Source organism: Pseudomonas sp. S37, from assembly GCF_016658545.1.
Lineage (GTDB): Bacteria > Pseudomonadota > Gammaproteobacteria > Pseudomonadales > Pseudomonadaceae > Aquipseudomonas.
Genome location: NZ_JACVZC010000160.1, coordinates 1 through 11,335, shown reverse-complemented (window position 1 = coordinate 11,335; position 11,335 = coordinate 1). Strand labels below are relative to the sequence as shown.

At 62.9% G+C, this 11,335-nt stretch carries 9 protein-coding genes and 2 pseudogenes; 5 read left to right on the top strand and 6 right to left on the bottom strand.

The features are described from left to right. Positions 1–187: 187 nt before the first annotated feature. Positions 188–1,060, top strand: a complete 873-nt coding sequence (locus tag IAE39_RS27605; RefSeq protein WP_201207645.1) for a DMT family transporter — start codon at positions 188–190, stop codon at positions 1,058–1,060. Here the strand turns inward: IAE39_RS27605 and IAE39_RS27600 are convergent. Beyond that, the gene (locus IAE39_RS27600; protein ID WP_201207644.1) at positions 1,057–1,776 is read right to left on the bottom strand and encodes a TorF family putative porin; all 720 of its coding nucleotides are present in this window, start codon (positions 1,774–1,776) and stop codon (positions 1,057–1,059) included. The genes IAE39_RS27605 and IAE39_RS27600 overlap by 4 nt on opposite strands. An 81-nt stretch (positions 1,777–1,857) precedes the next feature. Continuing rightward, on the bottom strand, positions 1,858–2,109 hold the full coding sequence (locus tag IAE39_RS27595) for a hypothetical protein (protein WP_201207643.1): 252 nt from the start codon (positions 2,107–2,109) through the stop codon (positions 1,858–1,860). A 148-nt stretch (positions 2,110–2,257) separates the two neighbouring features. On the opposite strand from IAE39_RS27595, the pseudogene IAE39_RS27590 reads away from it, so the two are divergent. Continuing rightward, positions 2,258–3,154, top strand: a pseudogene (locus tag IAE39_RS27590) (DUF3300 domain-containing protein); the annotation flags it as partial. Further along, positions 3,140–3,262, top strand: a pseudogene (locus tag IAE39_RS27585) (DUF2950 family protein); the annotation flags it as partial. The pseudogenes IAE39_RS27590 and IAE39_RS27585, both read left to right, overlap by 15 nt. A 280-nt stretch (positions 3,263–3,542) precedes the next feature. Here the strand turns inward: IAE39_RS27585 and IAE39_RS27580 are convergent. From IAE39_RS27580 to capB, 3 genes are all read right to left on the bottom strand, one after another. Continuing rightward, on the bottom strand, positions 3,543–4,499 hold the full coding sequence (locus IAE39_RS27580; protein ID WP_201207642.1) for a helix-turn-helix domain-containing protein: 957 nt from the start codon (positions 4,497–4,499) through the stop codon (positions 3,543–3,545). A 148-nt stretch (positions 4,500–4,647) separates the two neighbouring features. Continuing rightward, entirely contained in the window at positions 4,648–6,732 is a 2,085-nt protein-coding gene (gene capA / locus IAE39_RS27575; protein WP_201207641.1) for a caprolactamase subunit alpha, read from the bottom strand. Positions 6,733–6,745: 13 nt separating this feature from the next. Next, positions 6,746–8,491, bottom strand: a complete 1,746-nt coding sequence (gene capB, locus IAE39_RS27570) for a caprolactamase subunit beta (protein ID WP_201207640.1) — start codon at positions 8,489–8,491, stop codon at positions 6,746–6,748. Between the two features lie 375 nt (positions 8,492–8,866). On the opposite strand from capB, the gene IAE39_RS29840 reads away from it, so the two are divergent. Next, a complete protein-coding gene (locus IAE39_RS29840) occupies positions 8,867–9,868 on the top strand; it encodes an RHS repeat-associated core domain-containing protein (RefSeq protein ID WP_236548853.1) in 1,002 nt (333 codons plus the stop codon). Between the two features lie 27 nt (positions 9,869–9,895). Here the strand turns inward: IAE39_RS29840 and IAE39_RS27560 are convergent, their stop codons facing one another. Beyond that, entirely contained in the window at positions 9,896–10,750 is an 855-nt protein-coding gene (locus IAE39_RS27560) for a LysR family transcriptional regulator (protein WP_201207639.1), read from the bottom strand. 92 nt (positions 10,751–10,842) lie between these two features. Here IAE39_RS27560 and IAE39_RS27555 point away from each other — a divergent pair, with 92 nt between their 5' ends. Continuing rightward, on the top strand, positions 10,843–11,271 hold the full coding sequence (locus IAE39_RS27555) for a multidrug/biocide efflux PACE transporter (RefSeq protein WP_201207638.1): 429 nt from the start codon (positions 10,843–10,845) through the stop codon (positions 11,269–11,271). The last annotated feature ends 64 nt before the right edge of the window (positions 11,272–11,335 follow it).

The following is an 11,335-nucleotide window of genomic DNA, read 5'->3' as shown; positions in this document are numbered from 1 at the left end:
CACAAGGCCGCTCCTACAGGTTCTGTGCCTGCCTTGAAGGCGATGCAGGCTATGTGGGAGCGGCTTCAGCCGAGAACACCGACTTGGCCGGTGCCAACCACCGCAGTGAATGGATCCTTGTATATCGGTGTCGGTCCCCACTACATTGCCGCTATAACAATAATCCCCACTCAGAGGTGACCCCACCATGAGCACCGGCACCACCACGCTCACCGACCGCAAGGCCCGGGCCTGGCTTTGGCCTGCACTGTTCAGCCTGGTTGCGTTTGCCGCCAACTCGGTATTCTGCCGGCTGGCATTGAAAGACGGGGCAATCGACCCGGCATCGTTCACCGTGGTGCGCCTGGCCAGTGGCGCGTTGTTCCTGCTGCTGCTGATCCGCCTGCGCAGGCCGGTGCAGAGCATGGGCGGCAGTTGGCGAGGTGGCCTGGCCCTGTTCCTGTACGCGTTCCTGTTTTCTGCAGCCTACCTGCAGCTGGGGGCAGGGGCGGGTGCCTTGTTGCTGTTCGGTGCCGTGCAAATCACCATGTTCGGCTTCGCCTGGTACAAGGGCGAACACATTACCCTGCGCATGCTGCTGGGTATGTTGATTGCCTTTGCCGGCCTGCTGGTGCTGCTGTTGCCGGGGGCTTCGGCGCCCCCGTTGGCCAGTGCCTTGCTGATGGCTCTGTCCGGGGTGGCCTGGGGCGTGTACTCGCTGCTGGGCAAGGGCTCGCCCAGGCCGTTGGCCGACACTGCCGGCAATTTTGCCCGTAGCCTGCCTTGCCTGGTTTTGCTGGTGCCCATGCTGATGCTTGGCGCCGGGCCGCACCTCACACCCATCGGTTTGCTGTACGCCTTGGCCTCTGGCGTGTTGGCTTCTGGTGCCGGCTATGCCGTGTGGTATGGCGTGGTCAGGCAGGTCAGTGCGCAGCAGGCGGCAACCCTGCAGCTCAGCGTGCCGGTAATTGCCGCATTGGGCGGGGTGGCGCTGATCGGTGAGCCGTTGTCGTTGCGCTTGCTGGTTGCCTGTGTGGTGGTGCTGGGCGGTATCGCTTTGGCGCTGCTACCGCGCCGTTAAAAGAAACTGCGCTGCGCCTTGAGCGTGACCACGCTGTCGCAATAGGTGTTGATGCCCGAGTACGCATCGCAGCCACCGCCACTGAGGCTGGAATTGCTGTAGATCAGGTTCAGGTCAATGCCCAGCCAAGGGCGCGACAGCTCCAGCGACCAGTCGGAAAAGCCACTGATCTGGCTGCCATCGCCAATGGTGAACGGCGTGCCCAGGCGGTGGTGGGCGAGCTTGACGGTGAAGTCGACGTCGAACAGCGGCAGTTGGCCGAAGTCGGCGAACAGCGTACCGGTGCGGTTGTCGGGGTTGTCACGCAGCGCCCCGCCGAAGCGGCTGCCCAGCACCGAAATGCCGCCGTACAGGGCATAGCTGTCGGGGCCTGCGATATTGGGCTGGCTATAGTGGATCAACCCCACCTCATAGCCCAGGCTGCTGTCGAAATGGTGCTTGTAGCCCAGGTAGCTGTCCAGGCGCAGGGTCGAATTGTGGGTGACGCCCATGCTCGGGGCGTACTGGCCGAGGTACCAGCCGCTGGCGTGGCTAAGGTCCAGACCGCCATGGAATGCACCGACCGCACTGGGTGAGATCAGCCCTTGGGCCATGCTGCGCGAGGGTGTGGTGCCGAGTGTGAAGTCGAAATCGCCCAGTTGGCGTTTCATTTGCTGGGCCAGCAGCATGGGGCTGAACAGCAGGGCAGCGCTCAGCAACAGAAAGGGCCTGAACATGGTCTCCGTCCTGGAAGGCTTGCGGTTGAGCGCTAAAGGATACCTGCGCAGGTGGCGGGAGGAAACCTTGGATCAGCCCGTTCAGCCTTTGGTCGAACGGTCGGTGTCAGCGGCTTCGGTCACCACCGGCAGGTTGCCGGCACGCTGGATCACCCGCCGTTGCTGTTCGTAGTCGTCCAGCGACAGGCCACGACGTTGCAAGGCTTCCAGCTGCAGTTGGCGGGTTTCGTCGGCGCTATACGGGCGCAGTTCAGGGTGGCTGGCACAGCCGCTGCTGATAGCGATGGCAAGTACGGCAAGGGTGGCGGACAGCAAGCGGGCCAGGGTATTCATCAGGTAGCTCCAGGGGCCGGGGTCATGGGCGGCGAGTCGATGGAGCTAGGTTATTAGGCTGCGTCATTCGGTAGAAATTGCCATTCTCGATAGTGACTATCGATGGTTCCTGAGGAGCTATTACCGTGCCCACATGAAATGAGTTGGCTTGCCAGCCCCCCCTTGGAGCGCAAAAAGTTTGCGCCCTCGTATCTGGCCGTACCCTGCGCCAGCGGCCGCCAGCAAGGACCCGATCTTCACCCAGGAACAACTGGACCAGATGACTGCGCCCATCGCCCTGTATCCAGACCCGTTGCTGGCCCAGGTGCTGATGGCATCGACCTATCCGGGGCAGGTGAGCGAAGCCGTGACCTGGTCCAAGGCCAACCCCAAGGCCACCGGTGACGACGCGGTCAAGCAGGTGGCCAAGCAACCTTGGGACCCGAGTGTGCAGGCACTGGTGGCCTTCCCGCAGGTGCTGGCAACCCTTGGTCAGGACCCGGTTTGGGTACAGCGCCTGGGTGATGCCTTCCTCGCCCAGCCTGACGATGTCATGGGCAGCGTGCAGCGCTTGCGCCACCAGGCCCAGGCCGCGGGAAACCTGCAAAGCAACCAGTACCAGAATGTGACTGTGCAGAACACCATCGCACCTGCCGCAGCACCTGCACCGTCTACCGGTGGCGGTAGTACTCAGGTGATCACTGCCAGCGCGCCACCCACCACCATTGTCATCGAACCCGCCGACCCGCAAGTGGTGTACGTGCCCACCTACAATCCGACCACCACTTATGGCACCTGGGCCTACCCGGCCTCACCGCCGGCGTATTACCCACCACCGCCGATGTACTACCCCGGTTCCGCACTGGTGGCCGGCCTGGCCTTTGGTACCGGCGTGGCGATCACCGCCTCGTTGTGGGGCGACTGTGACTGGGGCAACAGCGACATCGATATTGACGTCAACCGCTACAACAACATCAACAGCAACAACCGCATCACCAACCACAAATGGCAGCACAATGCCGCCAACCGTGATGGCGTGCCTTACCACGACACCCGCGACGGCCAGATATTCGAGTAAGACCTTGGTCCCCACGGCGACAGGCTGGCCAAGCAAATGAAGCGCTTCGACCCGGATGACAGCTGGAAGGTGGTGGATGTGGCGGCGGGGGATTGAATTGCAATCACCTGTCATAGGCTCTCGAAACGCTTGTAGGAGATCGCCCAGCCCTTTGCGTTGCGCTGTCGCGCAGAGAACTGAGTTCGCAAGCGGTCCGCATACCCTGTGGGAGCGGCTTTAGCCGCGAAGAATCCAACGCGGTGCATGGCACCGGCTGCGCCGGTGTTCGCGGCTGAAGCCGCTCCCACAGTGTCCCTGCTAATTCAATGAGTTATGTGCAGTACCATGAGAGCGGGTTTACCCGCGAACACGGACAAAGCCCGTGGCATCCACTTCCTCAGTGGGTGCGCTCCGCCCGCACTTCCCGCGCCGTGCATCCATATTGCTGACGAAAAGCCCGGGCAAATTGCGCCTGGTCGGCAAAACCCCAGCGGAACGCCAACTCGCCAATCGCCAGGTGGCAATGGGGGTCGCGCAATTGCCGGTGCACGGCCTCCAGGCGCTGCTGGCGTACCCATTCACCCAGGGTGTAGGGCGTGATTGCAAACAACTTGTGCAGGTAGCGCAGCGACAGCCCGCAGGCGTTGGCAATGGCCTGGGGAGACAGCTCAGGTTCACCCAGGTGTTGCTGCACATACTGCTCGACCCGTGTCAGGTGCAGGGTGCTGAGGTTGCTGCCTTCACTGCCCAGCACCCGTTCGTCCTGTTGCAGGGCCAGCAGCAGGGTGGCCGAAGCCTGTTCCAGCAGTAAATGGCGGGCGGCCGCAGGGCTGGCGTCGAAGTGGCGGGCACACAGGTCCAGCTGCTCGACGAAGATCCGCCCCAGGCCCTGGCTGGCATCGAAGCAATGCCGGGTGTAGCGCTTGTGCCCCAGCAGGTTGGCCTTGAGTGCGCGCTCGGGCAGCTTGAGCACCCACAAATCGTTCTGCGTGCCGTAGTGGAAGCGGTACGGCGCATCGCCGCGCTCGACAATGAAACCGCCCGGGCTGCAACTGAGCGGGTGGCCGTCCTGCTCGAAGTGCACCTCGCTGCTGCGCGGTACGGTCACCAGGTAGAACGCTTCATGGTCCTGGCCGATGTGCGCCTTGCTGCGTGAATAACCCAGCTGGGTGGAACGCAGGCGCGACAGGCTGAGCGGCGTGCTCGGTGTGCTCCAGCGTTGCAGGTGGCCATCGAACGGCTGGCCGCTGGCAAATTCCAGGCTGAGCGGGAAATAGGTATCGCTGATGGCTTCGGCCCAGCGCGCCTGGCGCTCCGGCTGCGCCCAGCCATGGGTCGAGAGTTCTGTAGGCATGGTTTGTCCTTTTTCAAAGAGGGCAGCATTGAAAAAAGGAACTGCAGGCAAGCTACTCAAGCAGCTCTTGTTATTGTGCAAACCGCCCGGCAGCGCAGCGCTGCCGGGCGGTTATCAGGCCCATGATCGGCGCACGCCGACCTTTTGATCAAGCCCCGCGTGTCACCCGATAGGTGGCCGAAGGCTCAAGGCGCGCCTGCCAGCCCGGTGGCAGGACGATGTTGGTGGTGTCTTCCTCGATCACGCAGGGGCCATGCACGGTCTGCCCCGGCAGCAGGCGGTTGCCGTTGAACACTGGCGTGGGCTGCCACTCGCCGTCGGCACTGAACAGCATCGGCCGAACGGTTTCCGGGGTGGCTGCCGGCGGCTCGGCCGGGCCCTGCAACTCGGGTTGCGGCGGGCGCGGCAGGTGGCCGATCACCGAGCACTCCAGGTTCACCAGCTCCACCGGGCTGGCGGGTTCGCTGTACGAGTACAGGGTCTGGTGGCGGCTGTGGAAGCGGCTGATCAGTGCGGCCAGGCCGGCGTCATCCAGGGCGTGTTGCTGCAGCTCCACACTGCACTCGTGGATCTGCCCCAGGTAGCGCATTTCCAGGGTGTAGTGGCAACTGCTGGCCTGGTCGCCAAAGCCATCTTCACGCAGGTTGGCCAAGCCTTGCTGGCGCAGTTCGGCCAGCGCCTGGTTCAGTTGTGCCAGGTTCACGTGCCCGGCGTCCAGGCGCATCGACAGGCTGGTGAGCTGGTCGTAGCGCACATCGGACAGGATCTGGCCGAATGCACACAAGCCCGAGGCCACCTTGGGGATCAGCACGGTCTGCATACCGATTTCCTCGGCCAGGCGCACCACATGCATGCCTGCCGCACCGCCTGCACCGATCAGGGCGAAGTCGCGCGGGTCGTGGCCGCGCTCGATCGACACCCGGCGGATGCCGTTGACCATGTTCAGGTTCACCAGGGTGGTGATGCCGAATGCGGCGCGTTCCACGCTGATGCCCAGCGGCTCGGCGATCTTGCTGCGGATGGCGTCCAGCGCCGCCTGGCGGTTCAAGCGGATGCTGCCGCCCAGCAGCGCGCCGTCGGGCAGGTAGCCCAGCGCCAGGTTGGCGTCGGTCACCGTGGGTTCGCTGCCGCCCTTGCCGTAGCACACCGGCCCGGGCATGGCGCCAGCGCTGCGTGGGCCGACCTGCAGCATGCCAAACTCGTCCAGGTGGGCGATGGAGCCGCCGCCGGCACCCAGGGTTTCCACCTGGATCATCGGCACGCCGATGCGCTGGCGCAGGAAGTCCACGTCTTTGCTGAAGTTGGTGCGGCCGGCGTTGGTCAGGGTGATGTCGAACGAGGTGCCACCCATGTCCACGGTGATGACGTTATCGATACCGAATGGCCGCGCCACCGCCAGCCCGGCCTGCGGCGCCGAGGCCGGGCCGGAGTTGATCGCGTTGACCGCACGCTCGCGCATCAGGTGCCCGGGGGCCAGGCCACCGTTGGACTGGAAGTAACGCACCGGCTGTTGCGCACCCAGCTCCTGGAACAGGCTGTCGATGCGCGCTACATAGCGCGCCATCACCGGGCTGAGGTAGGCGTTGACCACGGTGGTGGAGGTACGGGTGTATTCGCGAATCTGCGGAAAGACCTCGCAGCCGGTGCAAACGAACACACCCGGCAAGGCAGCCCGTACCAGCTCCGCGGCACGCTGCTCGTGGCGGGGGTTGCGCACCGACCACAGGAAGGAAATGGCCACGGCTTCTACGCCTTCGGCGCGGAAGTAATCGATGGCGTCATGGATGGCGCGTTCGTCCAGCGGGCTGTGCTCACGGCCATCGCCGAGGATGCGGCCGGCGATGGGGCGGCGCAGGTGGCGCGGGGCGAGCATGTGCGCTGGCGGATAGTGGGCGTCGTAGCGGTGGCCTTCCTCCTTGTGGCCCAGGCGGATCTCCAGGCTGTCCTCATGGCCTTCGGTGCACAGCAGGCCAACCTTGACCCCGGTGCGCTCGATCAGCGCGTTGAGGGCCACGGTGGTGCCGTTGATGCAGAGGTCGCAGTTGGCGATCAGCTCGGCCGGGCTGCGCCCGGTGGCGTCGGCAATTTGCGCCAGGCCGGCACGAATGGCCAGGGTGCCGTCTTGCGGTGTGGACGGCGCCTTGAACAGCTGCACGCCGCCGTCGCGGTCGGCCAGGATGAAATCGGTGAAGGTGCCGCCGGCGTCGATGCCCAGGCGATATTGGTTACGCATGATGGTTCTCCGGTCAGCGCGGGGCGCGGGCAAGGCGGGTGGCGGTTTCATCCAGCTGGCCATCGGCATCGACGACCACGCCGTACTCCAGGGCCGCGCCCTGGGGCGAGACCAGGCCGTTGCGCAGGTCTTGCAGCACAGCGGCAATCGGGCGCCGCAGCGGGTCGCCGTAGCCACCGCCACCGGGGTTGATGTTGATGATCCGTTCGCCGGGCTGCAGGGTCAGCATCGGGTTCTGCGTGTAATGGTCTTCGCTGCCGTCGGCGTGGCGGTGGATCAGCCGGCCCAGCTTGGGTTCGAGCAAGGCATTGCGTGCCCCAGCGGCCCCGGCGGTGGGCAACTGGCGACCTTCGCCGAAGCCGACCACGGTCATGGCGTGCTCCAGCGGTTCGATTTCCAGGCGGGTGCCCGAGCCGCCGCGAAATTCGCCGGCACCGCCGCTGTCGGCCATCAGGCTGTAGCGGTGGATCAGCACCGGGTAGGCGTGCTCCAGCAGTTCGATGTCACCGCTCATCAGCGCGCCGAAGCAGCACAGCGGGCCGCAGGCATGCCAGCCATCCATCACCTTGTTGGCGCCGGCACCGGAAATGATCGAAGCCAATACCATGGTCACGTATTCGCTGTTGCCGTTGCGCGGGTCGTGGCCGGCGATGTTGATGCCGCTGGTATGCCCCCAGGAAGCTGTCACCCGCTGTGGCGAGGCCTGCTCCAGTGCGGTGCGCACGGCATCGGCCAGGGTTTCCATCGGCGTGGTGGTGCAGTTGACGTGGGGCGCCGGTTCCTCGGCATTGCACAACGTGCCCTTGGGCCCGACATCGACCGTGACGCAGCGGTACAGCCCTTCGTTGTAGGGCGGTGCTACCTGGGCGAACATCATCAGCCCCAGGTACACGCCAGACACCGAGTTGCCCTCGTAGGAGTTGATGAAATAGGGCACCTGCGGCGGGCTTTCGATGCGTACATGGGCCTGGTCGCCACGGATCTGCACATGCGCGGTAATGGCCAGCTCGCCCAGGCCGTGGCCGGCATCCTCGAGCACGGCGGTGCCGCTGTAATCGCCATCCGGTACATCGCGCAGCAGCGCGCGCATGTGTCGGTCGGCCATGTTCTTCAGCTCGGCGATGCAGGCCCGTACCTGCGCCACACCGTATTTGTCGAGCAGCTCCAGCAAGTGCCGCTCGCCGACCTTGCAGGCGCCGTACTGGGCATTGAGGTCGCCTTCCTGATAGGGCCGGGCGCGCATGTTGGTGAACATGAAATTGATCACGTCTTCGCGGCGCTTGCCCTTTTCCCACAGCTTGACCGGCGGAATACGCAGGCCCTCGGCGTAGATCTCCTTGGCGTCGGGGTTGTACCCGGCCGGCACCGGGCCACCAATGTCGGTCAGGTGGCCCTTGCACACGGTCCAGAACACCAGCTCGCCCTGGTAGTACACCGGCTTGTACATGCAGCAGTCGAGAATATGGCTGCCTTTGTAGGCCGGGTCGTTGTGGTAGATCACGTCGCCTTCGGCGATGTCGTCGCCGAAGAACCCGGCCACGCACTTCATGGCCGGGATCAGCGAGCCCAGGTGGATGGGGATGTCCTGGCCTTGCAGGATCATTTCCGGCAAGTGGTCGAACAGCGAGTTGGAGTAGTCGTGGGCCAGGTTGAACACACTGGAGCGCCCGGTCTTTTCCAGGGTCAGGGTCATTTCGCGTTGCGCTGTCTCCAGCGCACCCCGCACCACCGCAAGGGTGATCGGATCTACTGTCTGCATAGGTCACCAAGGTTTGTTCTTGTGCTTTGGCTGCGTGCCGCGACAGGGCGGCGCGTGGTGACAGGCTACGGGGCAGGGCGGGGGCAAGGCTTGTCGCTGGGTGTACTGGTTGTTGCGTTTGGGCGCACTGCGCAGATCAGGTTGGAAACCCCGGGGGCGCTTTGCGCCCCTTTTCGCGACGCAAGGCCGCTCCCACAGGACCGCGTGCTTCCGCAGGCAGCGCTGGGCTTTCAGGGTAATGCTTTCCCCTGTGGGAGCGGCCTTGTGTCGCGATGGGCTGCATAGCAGCCCCTATCATTTATGACAGTTGCTTAACCTGCTGCAGCGCGAAAAGATTAGCACCTCACAGACTTGAACCAGAGCATGAGCAGATCGATGAATACCACGCGCTTTTTCATGCAGCAGGATAGATTTCATACAGCCTTGTGCGGCACTTCTGCCGTGGTATGCGTTAGGGCCCAGTCAGGCGTACTGGCAGAAACCAGGCTGGAGCAAGCATCAATCAGCACAGCATTATTGGCCACAGACGACGGTGAATCGGTAGTAGGCGTCAAGTCTCAGGCGCAGGTTAAGTCGGTCATTTACAATGTTTATGGCTTTCACAATCCTGATGATATTCCTGCACAGCGGCCAGCATTCAATGGGCATTTGCTGGTGAACGTTCTGTATCTGCTTGGTAATGGCTATCGCGGCTATAATCCTGTTTTGATGCGTTTCCACAGTCCCGACAGTCTCAGCCCCTTTGGGGTAGGTGGTTTGAACAGTTACGGATACTGTGAGGGTGATGCGATAAATTTCAGTGATCCCAGTGGGCATGGTCCTATAAGGAGGTCGGGCAGCCTACCCGGACTTAGTTCAGAGTCGATGATGAAGCGCATTGTGCCGGAGATAGTTAAAAATCCATCACCGAGACCGAGACCGAGGCGTGTTAGTGACGCTGGATACAGGACGCCATCGTATTTGGATCAAACAGTGCAGGACGTGTTGAATGAGCTGCCGGGTTGGGGTACTCCCGACGCGCCCACACAAAGCAGCATGCAGCGCAACCAAGCATCACTCATTGCAGAGCCTATCAATACTCAGCTTGTAGCATCCGCACCTAGGGTAGTAGTACGTGGCAAATCCAGGGGTCTCGGGAATCTGGATCAGGAACGAGCTACTCTGCTTCTCATCCGGAATTATGAAAGTGATAATACCGTTGGTAAATTGACACTGGAGCAAGTTCATGATTCACGTCGTGCAGCAATCTTTGCACGAATGCAAGGTGCGAGCATGTCTAACGCGATCAGGCAAATTGTTCCCGGTGTTTCAGCTAAGGATATTAAAGTTCTTGTACGGCCTATAATTAATATGCTTAGGGTTAGACAGTCAAATTGAGTAGTGGTTGTTTAGAGCAAAATAAACCTACCAACTCATCATCTGCCGCACCAGCCACTGCCCAGCCGGCCCCAGCGCGCGCCGGCTGGACCACACCACATCCATATCAACCCGCCGCGGGTACCCGGCCACCTGCAACTCCACCAACCCACTGCCAAACCGCGCCACCAGCGCCTTGGGCAGTTCGGCCCAGCCAAACCCGCGCACGGCAAACTCCAGCAGAGTGAGGTAGTCCGGCGCCGACCAGGCCTGGCCGCGGCCGTGGTGCAGGCTGGGGGCGTAGGTCTTGATGTACAGCTGCCGGGCGGCTTCCAGGTGCTGTGCCTGCACGTGCTCAAGGCCTGCCAACGGATGGCCGCTGGCCACGTACACAGCAAACTCCGCCTGCTCGGGTAGGCGCGCCACGGCCACATCGGCGGGGTAGCTGGGCTGAGTGGCCAAAATGCCGATATGCGCCAGACCCAGCTGGATCAGCTCGATTACATCGGCATCTTCCGACGGGCCGCAGCGCAGTTCGGTATGCGGGTAATGCTCGGCGAAGCGGGCCATGACCGCGCCCTGGAAGGTGACGCTGTAGCTGTCTGACATCACTACCGACACCAGTGGCTCGACTTTTTCTGCCAGCCGCACCGCCAGCGCATCGAGCTGGGCACTGGCATCCAAAATGGCCTCGACATGGCTCAGCACCTGCCGGCCCGCTTCATTCAGCGTGGGGTGGCGGCCACCGCGGTCGAACAGCGGGCGGCCGATATCGGCTTCGAAATTGGCGATCGCGATGCTGATGGTGGACTGGCTTTTGCGCAACTTGCGCGCCGCAGCAGAGAACGAACCCAGCGATGCGGCTTCGACAAAGGCAACCAGAGCTTCGGGTGAGTAGCGCATGGTATTGATAAAACCGATGGTAGCTATGTCGCGAGTATCTGTTCTATCAAAGAAAATAGGAAGCACGACTCACGCAATGGATGGAATTTGCAATGAAAAACGTGTCTTTCACCGAACGCCTGGTTCACGCCGTCGGTTATGAAGTGTTCGCCGTGCTGCTGTGTGCACCGCTGCTGTCCTGGATAATGGGTAAGTCGCTGGCGACGGCTGGCGCACTGGCCGTGACCCTGTCGGTGATCGCCATGTTGTGGAACATGGCCTACAACGCGCTGGTCGATCGTTATGTGCAGGCTGAACGGATCCACTGGAAGGCCCGCGCGCGTTTCGTGCACGGTTTGGGCTTTGAGGCCGGGCTGGTGGTGTGGTGCTTGCCGGTGGCGGCCTGGATGCTGGATATCTCGCTGCTGCAGGCGTTCATGGTGGAGCTGGGCTTCTTCGTGATCATTCTGCCCTATACCGTGTTGTACAACTGGGCGTTCGACAAGGCCCGGCACCTGCTGATGCAGCGCCGCCTGGCCTGAATCTCCCGGGCGACGCGGTCCCCTGTAGGAGCGGGGGGGGGGGGGGGGGGGGGGGGGGGGGGGG

What these genes read in the sequence shown, in the direction of transcription:
- IAE39_RS27600 (WP_201207644.1), bottom strand. Translation starts at nt 1,776, where the DNA reads ATGTTCAGGCCCTTTCTGTTGCTGAGCGCTGCCCTGCTGTTCAGCCCC.
- IAE39_RS27560 (WP_201207639.1), bottom strand. Translation starts at nt 10,750, where the DNA reads ATGCGCTACTCACCCGAAGCTCTGGTTGCCTTTGTCGAAGCCGCATCG.
- capB (WP_201207640.1), bottom strand. Translation starts at nt 8,491, where the DNA reads ATGCAGACAGTAGATCCGATCACCCTTGCGGTGGTGCGGGGTGCGCTG.
- IAE39_RS27555 (WP_201207638.1), top strand. Translation starts at nt 10,843, where the DNA reads ATGAAAAACGTGTCTTTCACCGAACGCCTGGTTCACGCCGTCGGTTAT.
- IAE39_RS27605 (WP_201207645.1), top strand. Translation starts at nt 188, where the DNA reads ATGAGCACCGGCACCACCACGCTCACCGACCGCAAGGCCCGGGCCTGG.
- IAE39_RS27595 (WP_201207643.1), bottom strand. Translation starts at nt 2,109, where the DNA reads ATGAATACCCTGGCCCGCTTGCTGTCCGCCACCCTTGCCGTACTTGCC.
- capA (WP_201207641.1), bottom strand. Translation starts at nt 6,732, where the DNA reads ATGCGTAACCAATATCGCCTGGGCATCGACGCCGGCGGCACCTTCACC.
- IAE39_RS27580 (WP_201207642.1), bottom strand. Translation starts at nt 4,499, where the DNA reads ATGCCTACAGAACTCTCGACCCATGGCTGGGCGCAGCCGGAGCGCCAG.
- IAE39_RS29840 (WP_236548853.1), top strand. Translation starts at nt 8,867, where the DNA reads ATGAATACCACGCGCTTTTTCATGCAGCAGGATAGATTTCATACAGCC.